Genomic DNA, 26,515 nt, shown 5'->3' with positions numbered 1-26,515 from the left:
AAGCAAGCAGGCGGGGCATCGTTATTTCAGCCTAGCGCCACGCAGTGGCTCACCGGACTCGCGTCACCGTGACGACCCCGTGCCGCGTGGTGCCGGCCAGCACTTCGACGGTGAGCCCGGGCGCGACGGTGGTGTAGCTGCCGAGGTCCCGGGTGCGGTTCCGCCGGCCGGGCCCGGATGTGGCGATGTGTGCGGCGACGGCTGCGGCGAGCGGCGCGGTGAGTGCCTGCGACAGCCGGTGCCGTGTGTCGGGGAGTTCGACGACGAGGGCGCGCGGCCGTGCGGCGGGCCCGGTATGACCGATGACCCGCGCGTCGACGGTGTCGGCATGCCTGATCTTCTGCCAGATCCGCCCGGCCCGATACGGGCTGCCGGCCCGCTTCGCGACGATTCCCTCGATGCCGACGTCGTGGAGCGTCTCGTACCAGGCCTGCGCCACCGTCGGATCGTCGGTGGCGGGCACGACCTGGATGGGTGGCGGAACGTCTTCGAGGAGGTCGAGGAGGAGGCCGCGGCGCTCCGTGTACGGGCGGCCTCGGACGTCGCCGTGGTCGGGGTGGCGGAGGATGTCCCACGCGGCGAAGGTGGCCGGCCACTCTGCGGCCAGCTGCCGGGCGCGCGACGGGGATGAGGCGGCCCGGGACTGCGCGGCGCTGAAGTCGACGCGACCGCCCTTGTAGATGACCGCCTCCCCGTCGAGGACTGTGCCCGGCCGGAGAGTGTGGAGTGCGGCGACCGCGAGATCCATCCACGCCCGGGTCACGTCCCGCCCGGACCGGGCCTGTGCTCGGACCGTCTCTGCCTCCCGCCAGATCACGGCTCTGTGCCCGTCGAACTTCACCTCGTACCACCAGCCGTCCCCCGTGGGCAGGCGCGGCACCGCCTCGGCGAGAGCGACATCGACGGGGAAGTCCATGCGATCAGCCTGCCGCCGCCCTCGAGTATCTGCCCGTCGGCTACTCCAGCAGGCCGAGATCGGTGTCCGGTCGGCAGTGAGCGCAGGCGGCCACCTGCTCCCGCAGGGCCTGGCGCGCCTGGTCCTCGGTGATGCCGCTCCGCCGCTTGCCCGCCATGTGACAGTCGCCGCGATGGACGTACACGGGTCGGCCGCCATTGAGTCCTTGCTCGAGGAGCCAGTCCGGGGCGGGCGGCCGTGCCTGCTCGCCTCGTCGCCGCTCGAGCTGCCGCTGTTCTTCGGCTGCGATCCAGCGCTGGGTGCGCTCGAGGTCGGCGAGCTGGACGCGCTCGAGGAACCGGAGCTGCTCGAGTCTGGACAAGACAGGGTCGTTCACATGTTCGATAGTAGGGCTGTACGCTGCGACCGTCACATCGGGCTCGAGCAACGGGAGGACAGCATGCACAGCCCTGACCTGCTGCCTCTCTTCGGCGTCACAGTTGACGACCTCGAGCTGGCGCCCGCCGATGCCCCGTTCCGCTCGAGCGGCAAGCGACGCCTCGCCGAGGGACGCGCCTGCCTCCGCTGCGGGCGCGCCGCGGCTGTCGCCGGCGTAGCCGACGTTCCCGGCCGGGGCCGCTTCTGGGTGGACCGGTGCATCGCCTGCATGGTGGCGACGACACCGAAACCGGCAGGGCCGCCAGCGCCGCTCGAGGAAGTACTCGCCGTTCTTCGCGACGCGGCGCTCGAGGCGCGCGTCCCGCTCCACGTCCTGCTCGAGGATGAGCAGCATGGATGACGAGGGCCGCTACCGCCTGACCTTGACGATGGGCGGGCGTCGCACGATGCGCGGCTGGTGGGCAACCGAGACCGCGGCGAGGAAGCAGATCCCCGTGTGGGTGCGGGACTGGGGTGTCGAGGGCGCCGTCATCACCCTCACCGACACCGCGACCGGGACGGTTATCCACAGGTGGCCCGACGAGGACTGACCGCTCTGCCATCCTGGCCGCATGAGTCTGGATCCGAAGTCTCCGTCGATGGCTCTCTGGCTTCGCCTGCTCGCGGCTGGTGTGAGCGAGGACGAGGCGCGGACGCTGATGAACGGCTACGCGCACGAGCTGGCCGGGCGGCAGCGGACGTGGATCGAAGCGCGCACTGACATGCCGTGGTGGGTCGACCAGATCCCCGACGTCATCGACCCGGACGAGCAGCACCCGCCGGTCGACGAGTACCGCATCTCGACGCGCTGACCGCCGAGTTGTCGGTGGCGGCCCGTAAACTGGCGGTCAACTGTCCAGTATGCAGAGCTATTGGGCAGCTACTCGGTGCCGCCCCGCCCGCTGAGAGACCGGGCGGGGCGGACGACTTTGGAGGGCGCGTCGATGCCTGAGATCCCAGTCAACGTCTGGATCTTCTGCTGTGCGGCTGCCGCCGTTTTCGCGCTGGTGGGGGAGCAGCCGAACGCCCCACTGTTCTGTCGATGGCCATACATGATCTGGGAGTCTCTCGCCCGCCACAGTTGGCGGCGCCCGGCCTCAGCCGCGGCCCGCCCGGACTACGCGCGCATCGCCCGCCTGGAGCGCGAACTCGGCCTAGCCGACGAGTCGCCCGAGCGCCCGATCCGGCCCGGCCGCACCATCTGCCTGACGAAGGACTGCCGCGGCGACACCGTCGAGGTTCACAGCTGGCAGGGGCCTGTCGCTACCCGTATCCACCGCTGCGAGGCGCCGTGAACTGCCGCAAGCACGGTCCCGGCTGCTCGGTGCGCTGGGGCTACGACCAAGAACACACCGACTCGGGACGTCCGTACACCGCTGGCGAGTTGGGGGAGCGTGTCGAGGCGCCGCACCGGCACGCGTACTCGTCGGCACAGGAGTACGAGCTCGGTTTCCGGACGTGGCGCGCGATGCGCCGCGACGACCGGCTGACTGCCGCCGAGGAGCAGGTACGCGAGCCTCTGATCCTGGGGCGCCTCGGAATCGCGGGTAGCTCATTCGACGAGGTCATCGAGCGGGCGCTCAAGGCGGCGGAGTAGGTCAGGCCGCCTCGGGCTCCGGATGCCGCACGGTCTGCTTGAGCCCCATCTCGACGGCGTACCGAGCGTGCCCCGCCTCGGCAGCGAACGCGGCGATCCCCTCGTGCACGGCCCGCGCCGTGTCCACGGTCAGCGCACCAGCCTGAATCTCCGTCCAGGCGGAACGTTCCAGCGCAATCAGGTCCGGGGGGAGTTCGATAGCCACCCCGGGATCATAGGTTGCTCACCGGTTCCCCTTTGAAGCGGCACTCCCGGTAGCCGAGCCTTGATCCATGACCATCAACCTTGATGAGCGTAGGTCCGAGGCTGCCCAGCCCGCCTACGACGGAGCAGTCTGCGGATGCGGGGAGGCCTGGTTCCTCCTCGACGGCGACAACACGGCACCCAACGGCGCCGTCTGCATGACGAACGGCGGCACCGTCACCGGCTACCACGGCAAGCCGCGATGCATGTCCTGCGGGAGGCGATACCAGCTACCCTCGTAGCCACGGCATGACGCGAACGCCGGACCCCGGGCGCGGGGCAAGGTCTCACCGGGCCCGTGTAGGAAGTCGCCGGCGACGGGGACGACCGAAGGCGGTGCGCGCCGCCAGTGCTGCGAGGCAACGGGTCGCAGACTCCGCGCAGACGGCCCCGTCCCTCGCGGACGGGGCCTCTTCACGCCGCTGCGGCGAAGGGGACGGTATGGCGCGAGGTGAGGCAGCGGCACGACAGCTTGTTCAGGAGAGCCCCGCCAGCGGGCTTCCAGTAGACCCGGAGGCTGTCGCGGAACGGCTCGGTGCCACCGTCGTCCGCCAGCCGGCCCCCGTCGAACTGTCCGGGATGCTGGTGCGCCGCGACGATCAAACCGTCATCGGCATCAACGCGGACCTGGACCCGACCCGGCAGCGGTTCGCCCTCGCCCACCTCGTCGGGCATCTGCAACTTCACCGGCGGCGTGACCTGATCCTCGACACCGTCGAACGCCACGCTCTGGGCAACCTGGCCAGCCTGCCAACGGACCGCGAGGAGACCGAGGCCAACCGGTTCGCCCTGGAACTCCTCGCCCCCGAGACGGCGGTCCGGAGCGCGGCCGTCGAGGCAGACTTCCGGACTGCCGCTCAGCTCGTCGACCTACTCGCCCCACGCTTCGACCTCACCAGGTCGACTATGGCCGGCCGGCTGATGGGGCTCGGGATCATCCTCGACGTCTGATCACGCCGCCGGGGCGACATGCCCGTCCCGGCGCACGGTCCATCGGGGTGCGTATCTTTCCTAGTCCATCTTGATAGCCAATCTAGATTGGCTATCTTGATTTCATGACCAACGAGACACCCCGCCTACTCCCCACCGGCACCTGCTGGTGCGGCTGCGGCGGCACCACCAGCCTCGGCGCCTTCTTCTGCCGAGGCCACGACAAGGTCGCCGAAGCCGCCCTCCTCGCCGCCCGCTACGACAGCTCCGTAGCCCGCCTCCTCAGCCACCACGGCTTCGGCCCCGACAAGTCCGTCCTCGACGCCGCCGTCGACGAAGGCGGCTGGGAAATCTGCCCGAACTGCGAGTACGCAGGAGCACCCCTCAGCATCCGTAACCACGCCCGCAAGATCCACGAAAAGTGAGGCACCGATGACCGCAAAGCCCCGAGAGCCCTGGCGAGTGATCCTCTCCCAAGGCGGCGCCCAGCTCGCCGAGATCGGCCACACCAGCGAGGCCAAGGCGTTCGCGCACGTCCGGACCGGACTCCGCTCCGGCGCCGACACCGCCCAAGTCATGAAGTGGGAAGACGGCCGATGGTGGCACTTCGAGACCGTGACCGCCGCCGACATCCCTGACGCCTGACGCAGGACACAGCGAAGCCCCGGCCAGGTCTAGTGGCCGGGGCTTCGCCATGCACTCTATGCCGCTTCGACGATGTCCCCGCGTTCAGCGGCCGTCGCGACCGTCCACTCGTCGCGCAGTACCTCGTACCGCTGCCGCGTCTCCCCGTACAGCCAGCCGCCAGCCCGCGTGATCAGGGCGCGGATCTCCTCATTCACCACGTCGGCAGGCCGCGCGGAACCCGGGAGCGGGGGAGGGGAGGACATAGATCAAAGCGTAGCCGCCGGGTGTGACAGCGGTCAGCCCTCGGCAGGAGGCCGGCTGGAGACGAACGATCCGAGGCCCGGCTCCGTGTAGATGAGGCCCTCGTCGCGGAGGCCGCGGTGAACCTTCTGTGCGGTCGCCTGCGCGATCCCGAACTCGGTGGCGAGCTGAACGACCGAGGGGACACGAGTGCGGGGCGCATAGGTGCCGTCCGCGATCCGTCCACGGATCACCTCGGCTACCTGCTTCCACCTGGGCACATCCGCCTCGAATTCGATCACACGGTCAACGTGACACGCCATCCCATGCCACGCGAGCGGTCGCATACGTGGCACGCCATAGCATGCTATGTCTAAGCTGCTGAAACAGCCCCGCCATGCACGGCCGGGGAACCAACCGGCAAGCGGAGCGTCGACGTGGACGAGCGTAGAGACCCCGAACCCCCCACGGGAAGCCGACAGGCGTCGGCTGGCCGGGGGAAGCTGTCGCCGCCGACGGCCGCGTGGAACGTCTACGTGCAGCACTGCCGAAGCTGCAAGCCATGCAAGGACATCGACCAGGCCTGCCCCGACGGGGCCCGACTGTACGAGCTGTGGCAGGGGATCGCCGCGCGGGCCTTACGGTCCATCGCCCGCGGCGCGTGATGGCCGGTACTGAACGGTCGGTCAAACGCCGAGTAAGCGACAGTTAACCGATACCAGTCCCGAAAAGTCCTGGCCAGGGCATACGCAACCGGTTACGGACATCGGTGGTGTGGACCAATATTGGTCAGATAAATGCACCCAACAAGCTTGTTTCCGGTCTCGCGTCATGGTCTTCTCTTGACAAAGATTCAACTTCAGCGGAGGAGGTCCGTCACGTGCACGCCGAGGACCCAGGCGATCCGATGCAGGGAGCCGATGCGCGCGTCGGTCTTGCCTGCCTCGATGTCCTGATAGGCGGAGCGCGACAGGCCGGCTGCGAGGAACACGGTCTCCTGGGTCATGTTCTCGTGAAGGCGCCTGATGCGGATGCGGTCGCCGATGGCGCGGCGCTCACGGAGCAGCCAGGAGTCGTCATCGGGCAGGCGGGGCACGTGACAAACGCTCTGCCGAAGATGATCATAAGTCAGCCCGGTTTACCGGGCAATATTCGATCTTGAAACGCGCCACCCGAGGTGCGTCGCTGCAGCTCTCAGCTCTGCGCGCTATGGAGAACGCCGCAGGGGTGGCTGTAGTGTGCAAGATTCGAACGCCCGTTCGCTCGATCGAGTGAATCAAGGCATCGACCTGCATCCATCCGGCAAGGAGACAGGTCGAACCCCACGAGCGTGTCGGGCCGTCACCTACGGATTAGCCCCCCCTCGGTGATGGCTCGGCACTTGGGGCGGCCCCTCACGCCTGGCCGGCAGGAGTGTGGGGGGCCGCCTGTCTCTTCTTGGCTGCCCTGAGCTGCAGCAATCCAGTGATCCCTTAGGGGATTTTTAGGGGACGACTAGAGGTAGGCGGACGACATCCGCAATGAACTCCGGAGGTACTCCCAGGACGTCGGGGAGGGCTCGCCGTTCGAGGGCGATGCCGCCTAGCTGGGGCGTTGCGGAAGAGCGCGAGGTCAGAACTGGACCCGGCCTTCGCCGAGAAGCTCCTCACCTTCATCATCGCCGAGGTCATCCGCCACCACGAACGCATCGCGGACGACGCCGGCACCACCACCCCCGAACCGGGGGAGTGAGACCGGGCGACCGGAGCGAACGGACCCCCGCGGCACACACCGCCCGGCGGACACCGAAAAGGCGCGTTCCCCACCGGAGTGAGAACCACTCTCCCGGAACGCGCCGCGCGCGCCCCGCGCACTCCCGCACGAAACTGCCCGACGCATCGCGCCCTCACGGGCATATGCTGGTACGTCCTAACGAGGGGACGCCGGGCCATGCCGTCGGATGCCAAGATCCTCATCGTCGACGACCACGAGGACACCCTGTACGCCCTCGAAAGCGCGCTCGCCCCGCTCGGCTACCGAGTGGGCCGCGCCACCGGCGGCGACGAAGCACTGAAGGAAGTCCTGCGCGGTCAGGTCGCCCTGCTCCTCCTCGACGTCCGCATGCCCGGCGTCAGCGGCCTCGACGTCGTCCGCTACATGCGACGCGTCGAACAGACCCAGCACATCCCCGTCATCCTCCTCACCGGATTCGGCCCCGACACCGAACTCACCGCCACCGCCTTCGCCCTCGGCGTCGCCGACCTCCTCATGAAACCCGTCGACCCCTGGGCCCTGCGCACCAAGGTCCGCTACCTCTACGAGGCCCAGCAGCGCCACCACAACCTCGAACGAGAACTGCGCGACCTGCGCTCCCTCGTCAAGGAACACCTCCCCGACACGGCCCCCGCCGACCCCGCCGCCGCCCGCATCCCCGAACAGCCCCGCCGCCCCTCCACCCGCGACGGCGACCGGCTGGAACAGGGCCGCACGCCGTAACAGCGGCTCGTGACCGGACGACGACAAAGCGTACGAACGGGACCACCTCTGTGACCCGGCGACACCATCGGGCAGCATGTCCCCATGTCCGTACTGACGCGCGACGAAGCGCAGACCCGTGCCCAGCTCCTCGACGTCCACCACTACGGGATCGAACTCGACGTGACCCGAGGGGACGAGACCTTCGACTCCCTGACCGTCATCCGGTTCACCGCCCGCGACGACGCGGACACCTTCGTCGAGCTGAAGCCCGCCGAACTGCGCTCCGTCACCCTCGACGGCCGGCCCCTCGACCCCGAGACCCTCGACGAGAACCGGCTGCCCCTCAAGGGCCTCACCGCAGGCGAGCACGAACTGCGCGTCGACGCCGCCATGCGCTACTCCCGCACCGGCGAGGGCATGCACCGCTTCACCGACCCCACCGACGGCGAGACCTACCTCTACACCCAGCTCTTCATGGAAGACGTCCAGCGCGTCTTCGCCGCCTTCGACCAGCCCGACCTCAAGTCCGTCTTCGAGCTGACCGTCACCGCCCCCGAAGGCTGGACCGTCCTCGCCAACGGCGTCACCGAACACCTCGGAGACGGCCACTGGAAGGCCAACCCCACCCCGCTGATCTCCACCTACCTCGTCGCCGTCGCCGCCGGCCCCTGGCACTCCGTACGCACCGAACACGCCGGACTGCCCTTCGGCCTGCACTGCCGCCGCTCCCTCGCCCCCCACCTCGACGCCGACGCCGACGAGATCCTCGACGTCACCCGCGCCTGCTACGACCGCTACCACGAGAAGTTCGACGAGCCCTACCCCTTCGACTCCTACGACCAGGCGTTCGTCCCCGAGTTCAACGCCGGAGCCATGGAGAACCCCGGACTCGTCACCTTCCGCGACGAGTTCATCTACCGCTCCGCCGTCACCGACACCGAACGCCAGACCCGCGCCATGGTCATCGCCCACGAGATGGCCCACATGTGGTTCGGCGACCTCGTCACCCTGCGCTGGTGGGACGACATCTGGCTCAACGAGTCCTTCGCCGAGTACATGGGCTACCAGACCCTCACCGAAGCCACCCGCTTCACGGACACCTGGGTCGACTTCGGCGTCGCCCGCAAGTCCTGGGGCTACGACGCCGACCAGCGCCCCTCGACCCACCCCGTCGCCCCCGACCCGGACGCCGTCCCCGACACCGCGTCCGCCATGCTCAACTTCGACGGCATCTCCTACGCCAAGGGCGCCTCCGCCCTGCGCCAACTCGTCGCCTGGCTCGGCGAGAAGGACTTCCTCGCGGGCATCAACACCCACTTCGCCCGCCACAAGTTCGGCAACGCCAGCCTCGCCGACTTCATCGACAACCTCGCCTCCGCCACCGAGCGCGACGTCCACGCCTGGGCCGAGGACTGGCTCCGCACCACCGGCGTCGACACCCTCACCCCCACCCTCCGCGAAGCGGACGGCGCATGGCAGCTCACCGTCGACCGTGACGGCAGCCGCCCCCACCGCATCGCCGTCGGCGCCTACGACACCGTCCCCGGCGACGACCGCCGCCTCACCCTGCGCGACCGCTTCGAACTCGACGTCCCCCGGGGCGACTCCACCCGCTCCGCCCCCGGACGCCGCCCCGCACTCCTCCTCCTCAACGACTCCGACCTCACCTACGCCAAGGTCCGCTTCGACACCGAGTCCTTCACCACCGTCGAAGCCGCCCTCTCCGGCCTCCCCGACGCCCTCACCCGCGCCGTCGTCTGGAACGCCCTGCGCGACGCCGTACGCGACGGCGAACTGCCCCCCATGGCCTACATCGACGCCGCCCGCACCCACCTCCCGCACGAGAGCGACCTCGCCCTCGTCCAGGGCGTCCTCACCTTCGCCGTCACCCACGTCGCCAACCGCTACCTCGGCCCAGAGCAGCGCCCCACCGCCCTCGCCACCCTCACCGACCTGTGCCGCGACCTCATCCGCCGCACCGAGGACGGCTCCCACCCCGGCCTGCGCCTCATCGCCGTACGCCACCACATCGACGTCGCCGCCCACCCCGACACCATCAGCGCCTGGTTCTCCGAAGGCACCGTCCCCGGCGGCCCCGAACTCGACCCCGAACTGCGCTGGCGCATCCTCGGCCGGCTCGCCGTCCTCGGCGCCGTCGACGACGCCGTCATCGAGGCCGAACTCGCCCAGGACCCCAGCGCCACCGGCCAGGAAGGCGCCGCCCGCTGCCGCGCCGCACTGCCCGACCCCGAGGCCAAACGCGCCGCCTGGGACGCCATGTTCGCCACCGACGACCTCTCCAACTACCTGTTCACCGCCACCGCCCAGGGCTTCTGGCAGCCCGAACAGACCGACCTCGTCGGCGGCTACGTCGAGCGCTACTGGGCCGACGCCGTCGCCGTCGCCGAACGCCGCGGCCCCGCCATCGCCGACGCCGCCGGGCGCTGGGCCTTCCCCGCCCACGCCGTCACCGCCGACACCCTCACCCTCGGCGCGACCTGCCTGCGCGACGACGGCCCCATCCCGGCCCTGCGCCGCAAGCTCACCGACCAGCTCGACGACCTCGCCCGCGCCCTGCGCGTCCGCCAGGCCTGACACCACCAGCGATCCCAGCAGTCCCGACAGGCCCACCGGGCCCCGGTTCCCCGCCGCTCACCGACGGGGAACCGGGGCCCGGCGGCCGTCAGCGGAAGCGGCGCGGGAACGGGTGCGGGGAAACGTGCGGGAACGGCGCGGGGAAGCGCGCGGGAACGGGTGCGGGGACCCGCGCGGGAACGGCGCGGGAACGCGTGCGGGGAAGCGCGCGGGGCGCGTCAACTCCCGCCTCACCACCCCCTAGCACCCCCGTCCGTCCCCCACATTTCCTCCGTACGGCAGTACCCCCTTTTGGGTCGAATCGTTGTCCTTGGCGGGCGCACCTGCCCGAAACGCGTACACGCTGGGACGTACCCCGCCGCGCGTCCACCGGAGGACATCCATGAGCACGCCGCCCCTCGCCTCAGGCCCCGAAGGCCCCGACGCACTGCGGCCGTTGCTCCACACCGTCCTCGACGCCCTCACCCAGGGCGCCGCCGCACGAGGGGGACCCCTCCCCGCCGGCGGACCCCACCAGGTCGCCCGCACCCTCCGCGACCGGGCCGGCGACCTCCTGCCCCGCCATGGCGACGCAGGCGCCCTCCACGACCTCGTCCGCGCCCTCGCCGAAGGCGCCGCCGACCCCGCCGACCCCCTCTGCGCCGCCCACCTGCACTGCCCGCCCCTCGCCGTAGCCGTCGCCGCCGACCTCGCCGCCTCCGCCCTCAACCCCTCCCTCGACTCCTGGGACCAGGCACCGGCCGCCTCCGAACTCGAAACACTCCTCACCCGCACCCTCGCCCACGAGGTGTACGGCACCCCCCACAGCGACGCCCTCGTCACCACCGGCGGCACCGAGTCCAACCACCTCGCCCTCCTCCTCGCCCGCGAAGCCCACGGCGGCATCCAACTCGTCTGCGGCGCGGGCGCCCACCACTCCCTCCACCGCGCCGCCTGGCTCCTCGGTCTCCCCGAACCCGTCGTCGTCCCCGCACCCGCCGGCACCCTCGACCCCGCGGCCCTCGACAACGCCCTCGGCGCCCTCCACGGCCCCCTCCTCGTCGCCGCCACCGCCGGCACCACCGACGCCGGACTCATCGACCCCCTGCCCGACATCGCCGACCTCTGCGCCACCCACGGCGCCCGCCTCCACATCGACGCCGCCTACGGCGGAGGCCTCCTCCTCAGCGACCGGCACCGCCACAAACTCGACGGACTCACCCACGCCCACACCGTCACCCTCGACCTGCACAAACTCGGCTGGCAGCCCGTCGCCGCAGGCCTCCTCGCCGTCCGCGACCCCGCCGACCTCACCCCCCTCGCCCACCGCGCCGACTACCTCAACGCCGACGACGACACCGAAGCCGGCCACCCCGACCTCCTCGGCCGCTCCCTCCGCACCACCCGACGCCCCGACATCCTCAAGATCGCCGTCACCCTCAAAACCCTCGGCCGCGACGGCATCGGCACCCTCGTCGACCAGGTCTGCGCCCACGCCCACGAACTCGCCGACCTCATCACCGCCCACCCCGGCTTCGAGCTCTACGACCGGCCCACCATCAGCACCGTCCTGTTCCGGCCCACCGGCGCCACCGACGACACCGTCGCCGCCGTCCGCCGCACCCTCCTCGACCAAGGCCTCGCCGTCCTCGGCCGCGCCACCCTCGACGGCCGCCGCTGGCTCAAAGCCACCCTCCTCAACCCCCACACCCGGCCCGGCGACCTGGCCACGCTCCTGAAACTGGTGGAAGGACACACCCCCCGATGAGCCCGACGCCCCACACCCCGCGCCCCGCAGCCGAAGCACCCCGCGACCTCGTCGGCATCGGCATCGGCCCCTTCAACCTCTCCCTCGCCGCCTTGGCCCACCCCCTGACCGAACTCGACACGGTCTTCTACGAACAACGCCCCGCCTTCGACTGGCACCCCGGCATGCTCATCGACGGCGCCACCCTCCAAGTCCCCTTCCTCGCCGACCTCGTCACCCTCGCCGACCCCGCGAACCCCTGGTCCTTCCTCAACTACCTCAAAGCCCGCGAACGCCTCTTCCCCTTCTACTTCGCCGAGCGCTTCCACATCCAGCGCGCCGAATACGACGCCTACTGCCGCTGGGTCGCCGACAACCTCCCCGGACTCCGCTTCGCCCACCAGGTCGACGCCGTCCGCTGGAACCCCGAACGCGACGTCTTCGAAGTCGACTTCACCCAACTCGACACCGACGGCGAAGCCGAAGCCCTCGGCCGCTCCTACACCCGCAACATCGTCCTCGGCGTCGGCACCGCCCCCCACATCCCCGAACCCCTCAAACCCCTCGTCGACGCCCCCGGCGTGCCCGTCATCCACGCCGCCGACTACCTCAAACACCGCGAACAGTTCCTCACCGCCGACCACATCACCGTCATCGGCGCCGGCCAGTCCGGCGCCGAGATCTTCCTCGACCTCCTCCGCAACCGCCCCACCGGACACGAGAAGATCCACTGGCTCGCCCGCACCGAAGCGTTCGCCCCCATGGAGTACTCCAAACTCGGCCTCGAACACTTCACCCCCGACTACACCCGCTACTTCCACGCCCTCACCGAACCCGTCCGCGACCGGCTCGTCGCCGCCCAATGGCAACTCCACAAAGGCATCGACGCCGACACCATCGCCGCCATCCACGACGAGCTCTACCGCCGCACCCTCCACGGCGGCTGGCCCGACGCCGTCCTCACCCCCGCCGTCACCGTCCGCACCGCCGGACGCGTCGCCACCACCAAAGTCGAACTCCACCTCGAACACGTCCAACAAGGCGCCCGCTCCCGCCTCACCACCGACGCCGTCGTCCTCGCCACCGGCTACCGCGAACGCCCCATCGGCCCCCTCCTCGCCGGACTCGACCCGTACCTCCGCCGCGACAGAGCCGAACGACCCGCCATCGACGACCAGTTCCGCCTCGTCCTCGACCCCGCCGTCACCGGACACGTCTACGTCCAGAACGCCGAACTCCACACCCACGGCGTCGGCACCCCCGACCTCGGCCTCGCCGCCTGGCGCAGCGCCACCATCCTCAACGCCCTCACCGGCAAGGACCCCTACCCCCTCCCCACCCGCACCTCCTTCACCACCTTCGGCCTCGAACCCACCCCCCGCGTCCCCGCCGCCCGCAAGGAAACCCGCACCCTCACCCCCCTCATCGACGGCAGATGACCCCCATCGACGCCGCGCGCCCCCCTCATCGACAACTGAAAGAAGAAGCGGCGCCGACGCGAAACACCGCGCCGACGCCGCACACCCCCACCCGCCGCACTAGAACACCGGCGTGCCCTCACGCGTCAGCTTCCAGTCCACCGAGGCGAACTCCGCCGGGTCCAGCGACCCCTTCGCCGTCACCCACTCCGCGATCCGCGTCCGGATCTCCGTCGACTCCGACCACACCTCGGGCGCCGACGCCACGAACGGGAACGCACCCCCGCCGTTCGCCCGGTAGTTGTTCACCGCGAACACGAACCGCTGAGCGTCGTCCAACGGCGCCCCGCCGTACGTCAGGTTCTTGATCCGCGACCCCTCCGCCTGCGCGATGTCGATGTCGTACGCCAACCCCGACACGTAGTCGTAGTTGTAGTCGGGCCGGTTGTTCGCGTTCGTCAGCTTCTCCGTGTCGATCACCGCACCCACGGCCGTCCGCACGAAGTAGTTCGCCGAGTACTCCAGGTACGCCCGCACCTGGGCACCCGTCAACACCTTCGCCACCAGCGTGTTGTCGTACACGTACAGACTCGACAGATCCCGGATCGTCACATCCCCCGCCGGAATCTCCGACGCCCGCGAGAACGGCGACGCCTGCGCCAGAACCGGCAGCGACGCATACTCCGTCCCCACCAACGCCGCCCGCACCACGTCCTCCTGCACCTTGGTGATCAGGTCGATGATCGGCGCGTCCTTGTACCGCGCCTCCACCGTCGTCAACGTCTCCGTCGCCGTCCCCACCACCTGGTTGACGTACGCCACGACCACATCGTGCTCGTCCTTCAACAACCGCGTGATCCTCGGGTCGTCCGCCACCGCGTTCGTGTTCCGCACCGACGCAGCCACCGACTCCACCCGCCAGCAACCCCGCTCGAAGACCAACTGGAAGTCGAACACCGACATCCGCTCCGCGAACGCCAACGGCTCCGACAGCACCACCGTCTTCCCCGACGCCGCGTTCGTCACCTTCAGCTCCGGGATCTCCAGATGCGCGTGACCCACCAGAATCGCGTCGATCCCCGGCACCTGCTGCGCCACCAGCGCCGCCGAGTTCTCCACGTACGGCACCTGGTCACCGTACGACGACGTCCCCGACGCACCCGAATGCGCCGACACCACGACCACGTCCGCACCCATCGACCGCAGCTTCGGCACCCACTTCGCCGCCTGCTCCTCAAGCCCCGGGAACGTCAACTTCCCCTGCACGTACGCCTTGTCCCAGATCGCGATTCCCGGGTTCGTCAACCCCAGCACCGCCACCTTCACCGGCGGCGCCCCCTGAACGCGGAACGTCTTCATGAAGTACGGGGGGAACGCCGGCTTCAGCGTCTTCGCGTCCAGCGCGTTCGCACCGAGCAGCGGGAAGTCGCACTGTGACTCGAACTTCCGCAGCGTCTCGATCCCGTAGTTGAACTCGTGGTTCCCCAGCGCCACCGCGTCATAGCCGATCGCGTTCATCGCCTGCGCCATCGGATGCACCGGACCACCCTTGGCGGTGATCGGATCCACCTTCGCGTAGTAGTACGTCAACGGCGTGCCCTGGATCGTGTCACCCGCGTCCAGCAGCAGGGTGTTGGCGCGGCCCTTCTCCTTGCGGATCGCGTTCACCAGCGTCGAGATCCGCGCCAGACCCTGCGCGTTCCCCGCCGCGTCCGTGTACTCCGCGTCCTTGAAGTAGTCCCAGTTGAACACGTGCCCGTGCAGGTCCGTCGTGCCCATCACCGTCAGCGCGTACCGCTTCACCGGCCGATGCCCCTTCCTCGCCTCCACAGCCTGCGCCGCGGGCGCGCTGGCCGCACCCGCGAGCGCCACCCCCGCACCCGTCACGGCGGACTTCTTCAGGAACTTACGACGGTTCAACGGCATGTCCGGAACTCCTCGAGAAAGGGTCAACGACGCGCGTAGATTCTGGCCCAACAACCGCCCCCGCAACAGACCCAGAAGGTTTCCATCCGATGACCCGCACCCATCACACACCCCCCGCCCCGGTGACAGAGTGGGACACATGACCCCCACCACCGAAACCGCCACCCCCTACGGCACCCCCGACACCCCCCGCCTCGCCGTCCGCGGCGAAGCCCACCTCGAAGTCGACCCCGAGATCGCCCGCATCGGCATCACCGTCACCGCCCGCGGCAAGGACCGCCGCGAAGCACTCGCCGACCTCACCCGCCGCAACACCCTCGCCCTCGACCTCGTCAAAACCCACGGCGACAGCGTCGAACGCGTCGAGACCGGCCACTTCTCCATCAGCCCCGAACTCGGCCGGCACGGCCGCGGCGAACGCGTCCGCGCCTACCACGGCCACGTCCACATCACCGCCGAGCTCAACGACTTCACCGCCCTCGGCGAACTCACCACCGCCCTCGCCGACCTCGACCTCACCCGCGTCGACGGCCCCTGGTGGGACCTGCGGCCCGACTCACCCACCCACCGCGCCGCCCGCCGCCAAGCCGTCCACGAAGCGGTCCGACGCGCCCGCGAATACGCCGATGCACTCGGCACCACCCTCGCCGCCCTCGTCGAACTCGCCGACACCGGAGTCGAACCCGCACCCCTCCCCGCACCCGGCGGCGCCCGCTTCCGACGCGCGGCCTTCGCCGCCGACCCCGCCGACGACGAACCGGCCCCGCTCGACCTCGAACCTCAACGCCAGCACGTCCACGCCCAGGTCGACGCCCGCTTCACCATGGCCCCACCCCAGCTCTGACCAGCGCCCTCCCACGAGCCCGGCGCCCCCGCCCCGCCCTTGCACCGCCCCCCACCACGTCACACACCGTCACCGACCCCATCCGCCCCGCCGCCACCGAACGACCGTACGGACCCCGGATCCCGCCCACCCGCACCCCGAACCTGCTCATCGGAGCACCCCCGCGCACAATTCAACACTTGTCAAGAGCCCTTCACGCAAAGGTTGTTGAGTAGTCATGCGCGACCAATTCCCTACCCACCGGTAAGGCCTAGGCTCAAACCATGCGCCGAGCAAAGATCGTCTGTACATTGGGCCCCGCCACCGACTCGTACGACCAGATCAAAGCCCTGGTCGAAGCCGGAATGGACGTAGCCCGCCTCAACCTCAGTCACGGCACCCACGCCGAACACGAGGAGCGCTACCAGCGCGTCCGAAAGGCCTCCGACGAGACCGGCCACAGCGTCGGCATCCTCGCCGACCTTCAAGGCCCGAAGATCCGACTCGGCCGCTTCACCGAAGGCCCCGTACTCCTTGAACGCGGAGACACCTTCACCATCACCGTCGAAGAAGGCGCCGAAGGCGACCGCCAGTCCTGCGGAACCACCTACGACGGACTCGCCGCCGACGTCACACCCGGTGAACGCATCCTCGTCGACGACGGCAAAGTCTCCCTCGAAGTCACGTCCGTCGACGGCCCCCGCGTCCACACCACCGTCATCGAAGGCGGCATGGTCTCCGACCACAAGGGCCTCAACCTCCCCGGCGTCGCCGTCTCCGTCCCCGCCCTCTCCGACAAGGACGAAGCAGACCTCCGCTGGGCCCTCCGCTCCGGCTGCGACGTCATCGCCCTCTCCTTCGTCCGCAGCGGACGCGACATCGAAGACGTCCACCGCATCATGGACGAAGAGGGCCGCCGCCTCCCCGTCATCGCGAAAATCGAAAAACCCCAGGCCGTCGACAACATCGACAACATCGTCGCCGCCTTCGACGGCATCATGGTCGCCCGCGGAGACCTCGGCGTCGAAATGCCCCTCGAACAAGTCCCCATCGTCCAAAAGCGCGCCATCAAACTCGCCAAGCGCAACGCCAAACCCGTCATCGTCGCCACACAGATGCTCGACTCGATGATCGACAACTCCCGGCCCACCCGCGCCGAAGCCTCCGACGTCGCCAACGCCGTCATCGACGGCACCGACGCCGTCATGCTCTCCGGCGAGACCAGCGTCGGCAAATACCCCATCGACACCGTCAAGACCATGGGCCGCATCGTCGAAGCAGCCGAAGAAGACATCCTCGCCAAAGGCCTCCCACCCCTCACCGACCGCAACAAACCCCGCACCCAAGGCGGAGCCGTCGCCCGCGCCGCAGCAGAAATGGGCGACTTCCTCGGCGCGAAGTTCCTCGTCGCCTTCACCCAGTCCGGCGACACCGTCCGCCGCCTCTCCCGCTACCGCTCACCCATCCCCCTCCTCGCCTTCACCCCCACCCCCGCCACCCGCTCCCAGCTCAACCTCACCTGGGGCGTCGAAACCTTCCTCGGCCCCCACGTCGACTCCACCGACGCCATGGTCGACCAGGTCGACGAACTCCTCCTCAAATACGGCCGCTGCGCCAAGGGCGACATCGTCGTGATCACCGCCGGCTCCCCGCCCGGAGTCTCCGGCTCCACGAACCTCGTCCGCGTCCACCACATCGGCGAGGACGACAGCCCCAAGTAGCACCCCCACCCACACCGGGCCCCTCCGACCCGCCAGAGGGGCCCTTTCGGCTGCGCGGTCAGTATTTGGGGCCGACGTGGGCGTCCATGAGGGCCACGGAGGACTTGCGGGCGATGGAGATGTTGCGCTGGTTCGACTGCTTCCAGTCGACGCCGAGGACGTCGAGGGTGTCCGTGAACAGGCGCAGAATGTCGCGCGACTTGTTGGTGAAGAAGTACCGGGGATACTCGTAGCGCTTGGGTTCGCCACCGACGAGGCGTGTGGTCCAGTTGGTGATGCGACAGCCGTCGGAGTGGATCAGGCCCCGGACGAACTCCCAGGGGTGGGCGTCGACGATGCGCCACTGCCAGGGCTCCAGGGCGATCTTGCGGTCGTGTTTCTTGCCGGGGCCATGCTGGGGAAACAGGCAGGGCCAGTGCTTGCTGGCGCAGCTGACGTACTGGCAGCCCTGGGTCCGGGAGCGGAAGACCTTGTTGTGGGGGCGCACGGATTGCATCGCGGACACGCAGGACTCGATGAGCCCGGGCCAGGCGTCGGCGCACGCGATGCGCAGGACATGGACACCTCGCCGGAACGCGCTGATGCAGCCGTCTCCGAGATAGAGGCCCAATAGGTATGCGTACGCGGCGGGGTCGTCCGGATCTTCTGGGGTGTCCCGGCATCTCGGGCAGGGTTGCGCCCGCCGGGTATCGACCGGCTCCACACGTGTCTGCCATGACCGAATCGCGGCACGGGAGATCCCGGTCTCTTTGCTCACCGAGTTCAGGCTGCGCCCCTGGCCCACCATGGCAAGAGCTCGTTTACGTGTGCCCATGTCGTACATGTGGCCACTGTCGGCTGGTCCGCGTCGCGATACACAGCAAAAAGTGGATGTTCACGAGAACGAGAACATCCACTTCCGGGTATCGACCTTGGAATTCAAGGAAAAGTGCCCCGAGTCGGACTCGAACCGACACTGTATGGGTTTTGAATCCATTGCCTGCTGCCAATTGGGCTACCGGGGCCCGCTGAATCGAAGGTTAACCCCGACCCGCTGCCCGACCACCATACCGCAGCTAGGTAGGCTCTTGGGAGCAGTACCCGGCCTGAACGAGGAGCCCCCGTGACCGCCCCCGAGTCGCCCCAGCCCGTAGACGCGCCCGACGACGACAAGTCGCACGTGCCTCCGCTGACGACCCGTGTCGTCATCGCCGAGGACGAGGCGCTGATCCGTCTCGACCTCAAGGAGATGCTCGAGGAGGAGGGCTACACCGTCGTCGGTGAGGCGGGTGACGGTGAGCAGGCCGTCGAGCTGGCCCGTGAGCACAAGCCGGACCTCGTGATCCTCGACGTGAAGATGCCGAAGCTCGACGGCATCTCGGCGGCTGAGAAGATCGCGGAGGAGTCGATCGCTCCGGTGCTGATGCTGACGGCGTTCTCGCAGCGCGACCTGGTGGAGCGCGCGCGGGACGCGGGCGCGATGGCGTACCTGGTGAAGCCGTTCAGCAAGAGTGACGTGGTGCCGGCCATCGAGATGGCGGTGTCGCGGTTCACGGAGCTGAAGGCGCTGGAGCAGGAGATCGCGGATCTGACGCAGCGGCTGGAGACGCGGAAGCTGGTGGACCGTGCGAAGTCGGTGCTGCAGACGGAGTACGGCCTGACGGAGCCGGCGGCGTTCCGGTGGATCCAGAAGACGTCGATGGACCGTCGTATGTCGATGCAGCAGGTCGCCGAGGCGGTCATTCAGGACGCCGAGGAGAAGAAGGCGTCGAAGGGCTAGTCGTCGGTTCCTAGGTTCCGAGGTTCCGGGGTTTCGCCGGGAGTACGGAGAGGCCCGCACCCCCCGAGGGTGCGGGCCTCTGCGTGTGTGCGGCGGGGCCGCGTGGGTCAGTCCTCGCCGAGGTAGGCCTTGCGGACGGACTCGTCGTGGAGGAGGTCCTGTCCGGTGCCGGAGAGGACGATGTTGCCGACCTCCATGACGTGTCCCTGGTCGGCGAGGGAGAGCGCGGCCTGGGCGTTCTGCTCGACGAGGAGGATGGTCGTGCCGGATGCCTTGAGTTCGGCGATGGTGGCGAGGATCTTCTGCATCATGATCGGCGAGAGGCCCATGGAGGGTTCGTCGAGCATGAGCAGTTTGGGCTGGGACATGAGGGCGCGGCCCATGGCGAGCATCTGCTGTTCGCCGCCGGAGAGGGTTCCGGCGGCCTGCTTGCGGCGTTCCCCGAGGATGGGGAAGAGGTCGTAGGCGCGCTGGATGTCCTTCTCGATGCCCGCCTTGTCGGTGCGGAGGAAGGCTCCGAGCTGGAGGTTCTCCGCGATGGTGAGGCGGGGGAAGATGTGGCGTCCCTCGGGGGAGTGGGCGAGTCCGAGGGCGACGATCTTGTGGGCGGGGATGCTGGCGAGGGGTTTGCCGTCGAAGGTGATGCGCCCTCCGCTGGGCTTGAGGAGCCCGGAGAGGGTGCGCAGGGTGGTCGTCTTGCCGGCGCCGTTGGTGCCGATGAGGGTGACGATCTGGCCTGCTTCGACGGTGAAGGAGATGCCCTTGACGGCTTCGATCTTGCCGTAGGCGACCTTGAGGTCTTCGACCTCCAGCAGTGCGGTCACTGGGCGTTTCCTTCCTTGCTGGTGGTGCTGCCGTGCGCGTCGGGCTCGTCGGCGTCGGCCGGGGTGACGGCGGGGGCTTCGGGAGCGGCGGGCGCTCCGTCGGCGGTGTCGTCGGTGGGGTCTGCCGCGGGGGTGGCGGGGGTTTTCGTGGCCTCGGTGGTTGCCGGGGTCTCGGTTTCCGCCGTTGCTTCCGTCGGCTCGGTCGGCTCCGCGGCCGGGGTGGTGTCCGTTGCCTCGGTGACCGGGGTGGTCGTCTTGGCGGGGGCGGTTCCGGCGGCTTCGGCTGCTTCGACCTCGGCGAGTTCTTCGTCGCCGGGGGCGCCTTCGAAGGGGGTGCCGAGGTAGGCGGCGATGACGCGTTCGTCGCCCTGGACGACCTCGGAGGTGCCTTCGACGAGTTTCTCGCCCTGGACGAGGCAGGCGACGCGGTCGCTGAGGTTGAAGATGAAGCGCATGTCGTGCTCGATGACGAGGACGGCGATGCCGCGTTCGCGGATGGCGAAGACGAGGTCTTCGGTGGCGCGGGTCTCCTGCGGGTTCATGCCGGCGGTGGGCTCGTCGAGGAGGAGGAGTCCGGGTTCGCTGGCCATGGCGCGGGCGATCTCGAGCTTGCGCTGTTCGCCGTAGGGGAGGTTGCGGGAGAGGTGGTCGGCTTTGTGTTCGAGGCCGATGAACTCCAGCAGTTCCATGGCGCGTTCGCGGGAGGCCGCTTCGGCCTTGCGGAAGCCGGGGCCGCGCAGGAGGGCGGACCAGAGGCCTTCCTTGGTGCGGGTGTGGCGGCCGACGAGGACGTTTTCCAGGACGGTCATGTTGGCGAAGAGCCGGATGTTCTGGAAGGTGCGGGCGATGCCGGCGCTGGTGACGAGGTGGGGCTTGGGGGGCAGGACGGTGCCCTTGTAGGCGACTTTGCCCTCGGTGGGGACGTAGAGGCCGGTGAGGCAGTTGAAGAAGGTGGTCTTGCCCGCGCCGTTGGGGCCGATGAGGCCGACGATCTCTCCGGCGTTGACGGTGAGGTCGACGTTGCGGACGGCGGTGAGGCCGCCGAAGCGCATGGTGACGCCGGTGGCTTCGAGGACGGGGCTGGGGGCCGTGGTGGTGGTCATGGTGGTTACGCCCCTGCCTTGGTGACGCCGACGGTGGAGTCGGGCAGGCCTTGTTCGGGGATGTGGATGGTGTCGTCGCTGTCGTGGAACTCGAGCTGGCGGCGGCGGTTGGCGATGATGCCTTCGGGGCGGAAGCGCATGAGGAGGACGAGCGCGATGCCGAAGGCGAGGAGCTGGTACTCCTTCAGGAAGCTGAGCTTCTCGGGGAGCATGTAGAGCAGGGTGGCGCCGAGGATCGGCCCGTTGACGGTGCCCATGCCGCCGAGGACGACGGCGGCGAGGAGGAACGCGGAGTTCGGGGGCACGGAGCCGGCGAACTGGTACGGGGCCGGGTTGACGCTGTAGCCGACGTGGGCGCTGACCGTTCCGGCGAGGCCGGCGAGGGAGGCGCCGAGGGCGAAGGCGATGAGCTTGACGCGGAAGCCGTTGATGCCCATGGCGGTGGCGGCGGTCTCGTCCTCGCGGATGGCGATCCAGGAGCGGCCGATCCGGGAGTCGGCGGCGCGGTTGAAGACGAGGACGACGATCGCGGTGATGAGCAGCATCAGCAGGAAGTAGTTCGCGAAGCGGCCGAGGGAGAATCCGCCGATGTCGTGGTTGCTTCCGAAGTTGAACCCGAAGATGTTGAGGTCCGGGATCATGGAGATGCCGTTGGGGCCGTTGGTGAGGTTGGGGCCGGAGGTGCCGTCGAGGTTGTTGACGGTGATGCGGAAGATCTCTCCGAAGCCCAGGGTCACGATGGCGAGGTAGTCGCCGCGCAGTCGCAGGGTGGGGGCGCCGATGAGGACGCCGAAGACGAGCGACGCGAGCATGCCGGTGAGCATGGCGGCCCAGAAGGGGAACTGGACGCCGGAGAAGCGGGAGAACTCGGAGCCGGAGACGAGGGCTGCGGCGTAGGCGCCGACGCCGAGGAAGGCGACGTATCCGAGGTCGAGGAGTCCGGTGAGGCCGACGACGATGTTGAGGCCGAGGGCGACGGTGGCCACGACGAGGATGTTCACGCCGAGGTTGGAGTTGTGCTCGTTGTTCTCGACGAAGGGGAAGAGCGCGGCGGCGAGGAAGGCCATGGAGGTGGCGAATCCCTTGTGGCCGGCGTTGAGCTGGGCGAAGCGGTCGAAGAGTCCCGCGGTGAACAGGGACCAGGTGCCGAAGACGACCAGGAGGATGTAGCCCAGGAACGTTTCGCTGGCGTCGGGGTCGACGCCGACGCCGTACGCGAAGACGATCAGCGCGAGGGCGGTGGCGGCGGTGATGACGAGGCGTTCGCCCCAGGCGGGGAGCTTGGCGGCCGGCGGGATGCGTCCGGGCTTGGTGACGAAGTCCTTGAAGGTGTCGCCGGGCTTGGGGAGCGCGAGGGCGCCGATCAGGGCGATGGCGGAGCCGACGGCGGCGACGTAGGCGCCGGGGTCGAGTGCGACGAGGCCCTTGAGGTCGACGGCGATGGCGATGGCGCTGAACCAGCTGACGGCGAACGCGGCGGCGGTGGCGAGGAGCACGGGCTGGGTGGCGCGTGCGGGGTTGAGCCAGCCGAGGCCGCGGACGTCGAAGAGGGTCAGGGCGAACAGGAGGGTGAGGGCGCCTGCGACGAGGTCGAGGATCTGGAGGCCGGCGGGGGAGCCGTAGTAGGTGAGGTCCCCGGGGAAGTCGGCCGTGTAGGTCCAGGACATGAACGTGCTGGCGATGGTGGCGACGGCGCCGACGGCGATGAGGGCGCGGGCGGCGGTCCGGGGGAGCGCGACGAGGCCGCGTGCGGGGGTGGTGTCTGTGGTTGCCATGGTGCTCACGCCCTGTCCGCGACGCGTTCGCCGATGAGGCCTTGTGGCCTGAACAGCAGTACGAGGATGAGGAGTACGAAGGCCCAGACCGCGGACCAGCCGCCGCCGCCGAGCTGCTGCATGCCGGGGATGCCGTCGATGTAGCTGGTGGCCATGGTCTCGGCGAGGCCGAGGACGAGGCCGCCGATCATGGCGCCGTAGATGTTGCCGATGCCGCCGAGGACGGCCGCGGTGAAGGCCTTGAGGCCCATCTGGAAGCCCATGTCGTACTTGACCGTGCCGTAGCGCAGGCCGTAGGAGACGGCTGCGACGGCGGCGAAGAAGCCGCCGATGGCGAAGGCGATGACGATGATGCGGTTGGTGTCGATGCCCATGAGCTGTGCGGTGTCAGGGTCCTGCGCGGTGGCCTGCATGGCGCGGCCGGTGCGGGAGAGGCTGACGAACAGGGCGAGGGCCGCCATGCAGAGGGGGGCGGCGATGATGACGAAGACGCTGCCGCTCTGGATGCTGACGGAGCCGATGTGCACGGGCCCGAAGGGGAGCTGCGGGAACTTGATGTCGTTCTTCGCCTCGGGGTACCAGTTGAAGACGAGCTGCTGGAGGGCGAGCGACAGGCCGATGGCCGTGATGAGCGGGGCGAGGCGTGGTGCTCCGCGCAGTGGTCGGTAGGCGAAGCGTTCGGCCCCGACGGCGATGAGGACGGAGACGATTCCGCCGCCTATCAGCATCGCGGGGAGGGCTATCCACATGGATGTGCCGTTGGGCAGAACGTAGAGGTAGACCGTGAGTGCGCCGAAGCCGCCGGTCATGAAGATCTCGCCGTGGGCGAAGTTGATGAGCTGGACGATGCCGTACACCATCGTGTAGCCGATGGCGATCAGCCCGTACATCGAGCCGAGGAACAGCCCGTTGGCCAGCTGCTGCGGCAGGGTGTTCACCGCATGGCCTCCATGTGGGTGGGGAGAGGTTGGGCAGGGCGTATGGAGCGGGCCGCGCGGTGACGTGTGGTCATGGCCGCGCGGCCCGGGGGTGGTGCGGGGGCCTGTCCCGGTGGTGTGGACCGGGACGGCGGTTCGGTCGGGCCGTGGCCCTGGGTGACCGAACCGCCTGGTGGCCCGGGGTGGTGCTGATCAGCCGCTGAACGTGCCGCTCTTCACGGCCTTCCACTTGCCGTCGACGACCTGGTAGACGGTGAGCTGCTTGTTGGTGGTGTCGCCGTACTCGTCGAACGAGACGGGGCCGGCGATGCCGTCGAACTTGGTCTTCTGGACCTCGGCGACGATCTTGGCGCGGGCGTCGTCCGGGACCTTTCCGTCCTTCACGACGGCGCCGATCGCCTTGATGATGGCGGTGGCGGCGTCGTAGGAGTAGCCGCCGTACGTGCCGTAGTCGCCCTTGAGGCCGGAGGCCTTGTACTTCTTGATGAAGTCCGCGGCGGAGGGCAGGGAGTCGACGGGCTGGCCGACCGAGGTGACGAGGTCACCGTCGGAGGTCTTGCCGGCGGTCTGGATGTAGGTGTCGCTGAACATGCCGTCGCCGCCGAACAGCGGGACCTTGGCGCCGCCGTCCTTGAGCTGCTTGGTCAGCTTCTCGGACTCGTCGTACTGGCCGCCGTAGTAGACGAGGTCGGCCTTGGAGTTCTTGATCTTGGTGACGAGGGCCGAGAAGTCCGTGTCGCCGGTGTTGACGTGGTCCTCGCCCGCGACCTTGCCGCCGGACTTGGTGAAGCCGGCCTTGAAGAGCTTGGCCAGGCCGGCGCCGTAGGTCTGCTTGTCGTCGACCACGAACACCTTGCGCTTCTTCAGGGTGTTGTACGCGTAGTCGGCCGCGAAGCCGCCCTGGAGGGCGTCGGTGGTGGCGGTGCGGAAGTAGGTCTTGAACGGGCGGGACTTGGAGGTCTGCCAGTTCTTGCCCTGGGTCAGCTCGGGGGCCGTGTTGGACGGCGAGATCTCGACCAGGTTGGCGGTGGCGAAGACCTGCTGCATCTGGGTCGCGACACCGGAGTTGAGCGGGCCGACGACGCCGAGAACCTTGTCGTTCTGGACGAGCTGGGTGGCGTTCGACTGACCCTGGGCCGGGATGGCCTTGTCGTCGAGGGCCTGGACCTTGAAGGTCACGCCGGGCACGGTGTTGTTCTTGTTGGCGTCGTTGACCGCGATCTGGACACCGCCCTGGATGCCGAGGCCGGTGGCCGAGTTCTGGCCGGTCAGCGGCGCGTCGACGCCGATGATGATCTCGGTCTTCTTGCCGCTGTCCTTGCTGTCGCCGTCGTCGTCGCGCGAGCCGCAGGCGGTCAGCGTGAGTGCTCCCGTAGTGAGCACGGCGGTGAGTATGACCATGGAACGCTGTCGCACGTTGAATCCTCTCCCTGGCGCGGCACCCCAGGGTGGGGGCCGTGTGTCTCGCCGGGCCGTACTGGATGTAGCAGGGCCGTGCAGTAGACGCGCCCGGCGGCGCGGTGACTGGCCGTGACTATAAGCGCAGGTAGGGGGAGTGGGCAGGAGCGTGGGGAAGGCTGTGACGCTCTTGTTATGCGGGGGCTGCTCTCGCGGGGGCGGGGCGGACGATCGGAGCATTTCGGTGTGCGGGTCGGTGGTGACTGCGTGTTCGCATGGTGAGAACGCCCTGATCCGGGTTCGTGGCGGGGGGCGGCAGGTGTGGGGGAGGTGTCGGGGCGGAGTCGTGCCGGGGGCGTGAGGTGCGGCGGCTCGCGGTGCGCGCATTGATTCGTTACGGCAGAGGTAACCGAGTGTTACCGCCGTGTGAGATCGCTGGGGGTCCCTCGTCCAGGTGAAGTGGACGCGGGGGAGGGCGGGTTGGGGCGGTGGAGGGCGTGCGGGGCGCTCCGCGGGGCGCGAGGGTGGGTGCCGCCGAGGAGAAAACTTTGCTGCTGCTGTGCGGTCCTGTTGCTGATGAGCAGGCCGAGGCGGGGGAGGCCGAGGGCGGGCCGGAGCGTGGCGCCCTCGTATACGGAGACGCGGACGGTGATCGGCCCGGGCGCGGCCGCCCTCACTGTCCGTGGCAGCCGGGGAGGGATGGAGGCGGTCAACTCGGCGTGCCCGGAGCCGATTTGGCGGACGGTGAGGGGGCTGTCGCGGGCGGCGCCGGCCGTGAGGCGGTGCGAAGTGGGGTGCGGTGCACGGCCCTTGCGGTACGGGGCGGTGGTGTCGGCGGGTCACGGCGCGGGGCTCGGTGGGGAATGGCCGGGGAGGATCGCGGGGTGGTGCGGCCGATGGTTGCGGTCGCGACGGCGGGAGAGGCGCCGGTGCACGGGGGAGAGCGGCCCAACGGGCGCCGGGGTGTGCGGGGTTCGACGTCGGCAGGTCGTCGGGCGTGCCTTGGCGGGGGCGGCCGGCGCGTCCGGGGCGGCGGCTCGACGGGCCCGGTGCCGGTCGCGTCGCGGGCCGTGCCCGAGTGG

Annotated in this window: 29 protein-coding genes, 1 tRNA gene and 1 pseudogene; 17 read left to right on the top strand and 14 right to left on the bottom strand. The window is 69.3% G+C overall.

The genetic code is table 11. From position 1 onward, the window contains the following. Window positions 1-49: 49 nt before the first annotated feature. Together B0675_RS36540 and B0675_RS42630 are read right to left on the bottom strand one after the other, a co-directional pair. Window positions 50-916: a DNA ligase gene (locus B0675_RS36540; protein ID WP_081223873.1), complete on the bottom strand. Its 867-nt coding sequence runs from the start codon at window positions 914-916 to the stop codon at window positions 50-52. A gap of 40 nt (window positions 917-956) precedes the next feature. Further along, complete coding sequence (locus B0675_RS42630) at window positions 957-1,688, bottom strand: DUF6233 domain-containing protein (protein WP_347110922.1); 732 nt, start codon at window positions 1,686-1,688, stop codon at window positions 957-959. Here B0675_RS42630 and B0675_RS36530 point away from each other — a divergent pair. The 4 genes from B0675_RS36530 to B0675_RS36515 all read left to right on the top strand — a co-directional run bounded on the left by B0675_RS36530 (window position 1,687) and on the right by B0675_RS36515 (window position 2,930). Then, window positions 1,687-1,884, top strand: a complete 198-nt coding sequence (locus B0675_RS36530) for a hypothetical protein (RefSeq protein WP_081223872.1) — start codon at window positions 1,687-1,689, stop codon at window positions 1,882-1,884. The genes B0675_RS42630 and B0675_RS36530 overlap by 2 nt on opposite strands. A gap of 21 nt (window positions 1,885-1,905) precedes the next feature. After that, window positions 1,906-2,145: a hypothetical protein gene (locus B0675_RS36525; protein WP_143661142.1), complete on the top strand. Its 240-nt coding sequence runs from the start codon at window positions 1,906-1,908 to the stop codon at window positions 2,143-2,145. Window positions 2,146-2,385: 240 nt separating this feature from the next. Then, window positions 2,386-2,628, top strand: a complete 243-nt coding sequence (locus tag B0675_RS36520; RefSeq protein WP_143661141.1) for a hypothetical protein — start codon at window positions 2,386-2,388, stop codon at window positions 2,626-2,628. Beyond that, the gene (locus B0675_RS36515; RefSeq protein ID WP_081223869.1) at window positions 2,625-2,930 is read left to right on the top strand and encodes a hypothetical protein; all 306 of its coding nucleotides are present in this window, start codon (window positions 2,625-2,627) and stop codon (window positions 2,928-2,930) included. Before B0675_RS36520 ends, B0675_RS36515 begins: the two co-directional genes overlap by 4 nt. A 1-nt stretch (window position 2,931) precedes the next feature. On the opposite strand, the gene B0675_RS36510 is transcribed toward B0675_RS36515, so the two are convergent. Continuing rightward, window positions 2,932-3,135, bottom strand: a complete 204-nt coding sequence (locus tag B0675_RS36510) for a hypothetical protein (protein ID WP_081223868.1) — start codon at window positions 3,133-3,135, stop codon at window positions 2,932-2,934. A gap of 67 nt (window positions 3,136-3,202) precedes the next feature. Between B0675_RS36510 and B0675_RS41125 the strand changes: the two genes are divergently transcribed. The 4 genes from B0675_RS41125 (at window position 3,203) to B0675_RS36495 (ending at window position 4,748) form a co-directional block, all read left to right on the top strand. Further along, on the top strand, window positions 3,203-3,415 hold the full coding sequence (locus B0675_RS41125) for a hypothetical protein (RefSeq protein ID WP_143661140.1): 213 nt from the start codon (window positions 3,203-3,205) through the stop codon (window positions 3,413-3,415). Window positions 3,416-3,614: 199 nt separating this feature from the next. Continuing rightward, window positions 3,615-4,124 carry an ImmA/IrrE family metallo-endopeptidase gene (locus B0675_RS36505; protein ID WP_179165507.1) on the top strand — a complete coding sequence of 170 codons (510 nt, stop codon included), beginning with the start codon at window positions 3,615-3,617 and terminating at the stop codon, window positions 4,122-4,124. A gap of 104 nt (window positions 4,125-4,228) precedes the next feature. After that, window positions 4,229-4,528: a hypothetical protein gene (locus tag B0675_RS36500; protein WP_179165506.1), complete on the top strand. Its 300-nt coding sequence runs from the start codon at window positions 4,229-4,231 to the stop codon at window positions 4,526-4,528. A gap of 7 nt (window positions 4,529-4,535) precedes the next feature. Further along, the gene (locus B0675_RS36495) at window positions 4,536-4,748 is read left to right on the top strand and encodes a hypothetical protein (protein WP_143661139.1); all 213 of its coding nucleotides are present in this window, start codon (window positions 4,536-4,538) and stop codon (window positions 4,746-4,748) included. A 56-nt stretch (window positions 4,749-4,804) separates the two neighbouring features. Here the strand turns inward: B0675_RS36495 and B0675_RS36490 are convergent, their stop codons facing one another. Both B0675_RS36490 and B0675_RS36485 read right to left on the bottom strand, forming a co-directional pair. Next, complete coding sequence (locus B0675_RS36490; RefSeq protein ID WP_081223865.1) at window positions 4,805-4,993, bottom strand: hypothetical protein; 189 nt, start codon at window positions 4,991-4,993, stop codon at window positions 4,805-4,807. 33 nt (window positions 4,994-5,026) lie between these two features. Beyond that, window positions 5,027-5,272 (bottom strand): GntR family transcriptional regulator, encoded by a 246-nt coding sequence (locus B0675_RS36485; protein ID WP_241540087.1) that lies wholly within the window; start codon window positions 5,270-5,272, stop codon window positions 5,027-5,029. A gap of 135 nt (window positions 5,273-5,407) precedes the next feature. On the opposite strand from B0675_RS36485, the gene B0675_RS41120 reads away from it, so the two are divergent. Beyond that, complete coding sequence (locus B0675_RS41120; RefSeq protein ID WP_143661138.1) at window positions 5,408-5,635, top strand: hypothetical protein; 228 nt, start codon at window positions 5,408-5,410, stop codon at window positions 5,633-5,635. A gap of 194 nt (window positions 5,636-5,829) precedes the next feature. Here the strand turns inward: B0675_RS41120 and B0675_RS40880 are convergent, their stop codons facing one another. Beyond that, complete coding sequence (locus tag B0675_RS40880; protein ID WP_241540086.1) at window positions 5,830-6,066, bottom strand: helix-turn-helix transcriptional regulator; 237 nt, start codon at window positions 6,064-6,066, stop codon at window positions 5,830-5,832. A 494-nt stretch (window positions 6,067-6,560) separates the two neighbouring features. Here B0675_RS40880 and B0675_RS36475 point away from each other — a divergent pair. From B0675_RS36475 to B0675_RS36455, 5 genes and pseudogenes are all read left to right on the top strand, one after another. Next, window positions 6,561-6,701, top strand: a pseudogene (locus tag B0675_RS36475) (chorismate mutase); the annotation flags it as partial. Between the two features lie 198 nt (window positions 6,702-6,899). Continuing rightward, a complete protein-coding gene (locus tag B0675_RS36470) occupies window positions 6,900-7,445 on the top strand; it encodes a response regulator (protein ID WP_081223864.1) in 546 nt (181 codons plus the stop codon). Window positions 7,446-7,529: 84 nt separating this feature from the next. Then, on the top strand, window positions 7,530-10,022 hold the full coding sequence (gene pepN / locus B0675_RS36465; RefSeq protein WP_081223863.1) for an aminopeptidase N: 2,493 nt from the start codon (window positions 7,530-7,532) through the stop codon (window positions 10,020-10,022). Between the two features lie 382 nt (window positions 10,023-10,404). Continuing rightward, window positions 10,405-11,769: an aminotransferase class V-fold PLP-dependent enzyme gene (locus tag B0675_RS36460; RefSeq protein ID WP_081223862.1), complete on the top strand. Its 1,365-nt coding sequence runs from the start codon at window positions 10,405-10,407 to the stop codon at window positions 11,767-11,769. Next, window positions 11,766-13,187 (top strand): SidA/IucD/PvdA family monooxygenase, encoded by a 1,422-nt coding sequence (locus B0675_RS36455; protein ID WP_081223861.1) that lies wholly within the window; start codon window positions 11,766-11,768, stop codon window positions 13,185-13,187. The genes B0675_RS36460 and B0675_RS36455 overlap by 4 nt, the downstream gene beginning before the upstream one ends. A gap of 99 nt (window positions 13,188-13,286) precedes the next feature. Here the strand turns inward: B0675_RS36455 and B0675_RS36450 are convergent, their stop codons facing one another. Continuing rightward, a complete protein-coding gene (locus B0675_RS36450) occupies window positions 13,287-15,092 on the bottom strand; it encodes a 5'-nucleotidase C-terminal domain-containing protein (RefSeq protein ID WP_081223860.1) in 1,806 nt (601 codons plus the stop codon). A gap of 139 nt (window positions 15,093-15,231) precedes the next feature. Between B0675_RS36450 and B0675_RS36445 the strand changes: the two genes are divergently transcribed. Beyond that, window positions 15,232-15,936, top strand: a complete 705-nt coding sequence (locus tag B0675_RS36445; RefSeq protein WP_081223859.1) for an SIMPL domain-containing protein — start codon at window positions 15,232-15,234, stop codon at window positions 15,934-15,936. A gap of 263 nt (window positions 15,937-16,199) precedes the next feature. Further along, window positions 16,200-17,636 (top strand): pyruvate kinase, encoded by a 1,437-nt coding sequence (pyk, locus tag B0675_RS36440; RefSeq protein WP_081223858.1) that lies wholly within the window; start codon window positions 16,200-16,202, stop codon window positions 17,634-17,636. Between the two features lie 58 nt (window positions 17,637-17,694). Here the strand turns inward: pyk and B0675_RS36435 are convergent, their stop codons facing one another. Beyond that, window positions 17,695-18,459, bottom strand: coding sequence for a helix-turn-helix domain-containing protein (locus B0675_RS36435; protein ID WP_081223857.1), 765 nt, complete (start codon window positions 18,457-18,459; stop codon window positions 17,695-17,697). A 106-nt stretch (window positions 18,460-18,565) separates the two neighbouring features. Beyond that, a tRNA-Leu gene (locus B0675_RS36430) sits at window positions 18,566-18,640 on the bottom strand. Between the two features lie 98 nt (window positions 18,641-18,738). Here B0675_RS36430 and B0675_RS36425 point away from each other — a divergent pair. Further along, window positions 18,739-19,395: a response regulator gene (locus B0675_RS36425; RefSeq protein ID WP_081223856.1), complete on the top strand. Its 657-nt coding sequence runs from the start codon at window positions 18,739-18,741 to the stop codon at window positions 19,393-19,395. Between the two features lie 107 nt (window positions 19,396-19,502). Here B0675_RS36425 and B0675_RS36420 read toward each other — a convergent pair whose 3' ends face one another. The 5 genes from B0675_RS36420 to B0675_RS36400 form a co-directional block, all read right to left on the bottom strand. Beyond that, the gene (locus B0675_RS36420) at window positions 19,503-20,219 is read right to left on the bottom strand and encodes an ABC transporter ATP-binding protein (RefSeq protein ID WP_081223855.1); all 717 of its coding nucleotides are present in this window, start codon (window positions 20,217-20,219) and stop codon (window positions 19,503-19,505) included. Then, entirely contained in the window at window positions 20,216-21,322 is a 1,107-nt protein-coding gene (locus B0675_RS36415; protein ID WP_081223854.1) for an ABC transporter ATP-binding protein, read from the bottom strand. The genes B0675_RS36420 and B0675_RS36415 overlap by 4 nt, the downstream gene beginning before the upstream one ends. Before the next feature lie 5 nt (window positions 21,323-21,327). Further along, complete coding sequence (locus tag B0675_RS36410; RefSeq protein ID WP_081224091.1) at window positions 21,328-23,097, bottom strand: branched-chain amino acid ABC transporter permease; 1,770 nt, start codon at window positions 23,095-23,097, stop codon at window positions 21,328-21,330. 5 nt (window positions 23,098-23,102) lie between these two features. After that, a complete protein-coding gene (locus tag B0675_RS36405; protein WP_081223853.1) occupies window positions 23,103-24,035 on the bottom strand; it encodes a branched-chain amino acid ABC transporter permease in 933 nt (310 codons plus the stop codon). Window positions 24,036-24,227: 192 nt separating this feature from the next. After that, window positions 24,228-25,436, bottom strand: a complete 1,209-nt coding sequence (locus B0675_RS36400) for a branched-chain amino acid ABC transporter substrate-binding protein (protein WP_081223852.1) — start codon at window positions 25,434-25,436, stop codon at window positions 24,228-24,230. Between the last annotated feature and the right edge of the window lie 1,079 nt (window positions 25,437-26,515).

It is taken from the genome of Streptomyces sp. M41(2017), from assembly GCF_002078175.1.
GTDB lineage: Bacteria > Actinomycetota > Actinomycetes > Streptomycetales > Streptomycetaceae > Streptomyces.
Note: the sequence above shows the minus strand (reverse complement) of the source record. Positions and strands in the feature narration are given on the sequence as shown.

Bases quoted from the DNA above. Each gene is read 5' to 3' on its own strand.
- B0675_RS36540 (WP_081223873.1), bottom strand. From the start codon at position 916: ATGGACTTCCCCGTCGATGTCGCTCTCGCCGAGGCGGTGCCGCGCCTG.
- B0675_RS36490 (WP_081223865.1), bottom strand. From the start codon at position 4,993: ATGTCCTCCCCTCCCCCGCTCCCGGGTTCCGCGCGGCCTGCCGACGTG.
- B0675_RS36500 (WP_179165506.1), top strand. From the start codon at position 4,229: ATGACCAACGAGACACCCCGCCTACTCCCCACCGGCACCTGCTGGTGC.
- B0675_RS36495 (WP_143661139.1), top strand. From the start codon at position 4,536: ATGACCGCAAAGCCCCGAGAGCCCTGGCGAGTGATCCTCTCCCAAGGC.
- pepN (WP_081223863.1), top strand. From the start codon at position 7,530: ATGTCCGTACTGACGCGCGACGAAGCGCAGACCCGTGCCCAGCTCCTC.
- B0675_RS36525 (WP_143661142.1), top strand. From the start codon at position 1,906: ATGAGTCTGGATCCGAAGTCTCCGTCGATGGCTCTCTGGCTTCGCCTG.
- B0675_RS36455 (WP_081223861.1), top strand. From the start codon at position 11,766: ATGAGCCCGACGCCCCACACCCCGCGCCCCGCAGCCGAAGCACCCCGC.
- B0675_RS36450 (WP_081223860.1), bottom strand. From the start codon at position 15,092: ATGCCGTTGAACCGTCGTAAGTTCCTGAAGAAGTCCGCCGTGACGGGT.
- pyk (WP_081223858.1), top strand. From the start codon at position 16,200: ATGCGCCGAGCAAAGATCGTCTGTACATTGGGCCCCGCCACCGACTCG.
- B0675_RS36505 (WP_179165507.1), top strand. From the start codon at position 3,615: ATGGCGCGAGGTGAGGCAGCGGCACGACAGCTTGTTCAGGAGAGCCCC.
- B0675_RS36520 (WP_143661141.1), top strand. From the start codon at position 2,386: ATGATCTGGGAGTCTCTCGCCCGCCACAGTTGGCGGCGCCCGGCCTCA.
- B0675_RS36435 (WP_081223857.1), bottom strand. From the start codon at position 18,459: ATGTACGACATGGGCACACGTAAACGAGCTCTTGCCATGGTGGGCCAG.
- B0675_RS36445 (WP_081223859.1), top strand. From the start codon at position 15,232: ATGACCCCCACCACCGAAACCGCCACCCCCTACGGCACCCCCGACACC.
- B0675_RS36460 (WP_081223862.1), top strand. From the start codon at position 10,405: ATGAGCACGCCGCCCCTCGCCTCAGGCCCCGAAGGCCCCGACGCACTG.
- B0675_RS36400 (WP_081223852.1), bottom strand. From the start codon at position 25,436: ATGGTCATACTCACCGCCGTGCTCACTACGGGAGCACTCACGCTGACC.
- B0675_RS36470 (WP_081223864.1), top strand. From the start codon at position 6,900: ATGCCGTCGGATGCCAAGATCCTCATCGTCGACGACCACGAGGACACC.
- B0675_RS36530 (WP_081223872.1), top strand. From the start codon at position 1,687: ATGGATGACGAGGGCCGCTACCGCCTGACCTTGACGATGGGCGGGCGT.
- B0675_RS41125 (WP_143661140.1), top strand. From the start codon at position 3,203: ATGACCATCAACCTTGATGAGCGTAGGTCCGAGGCTGCCCAGCCCGCC.
- B0675_RS36410 (WP_081224091.1), bottom strand. From the start codon at position 23,097: ATGGCAACCACAGACACCACCCCCGCACGCGGCCTCGTCGCGCTCCCC.
- B0675_RS36415 (WP_081223854.1), bottom strand. From the start codon at position 21,322: ATGACCACCACCACGGCCCCCAGCCCCGTCCTCGAAGCCACCGGCGTC.
- B0675_RS42630 (WP_347110922.1), bottom strand. From the start codon at position 1,688: ATGCTGCTCATCCTCGAGCAGGACGTGGAGCGGGACGCGCGCCTCGAG.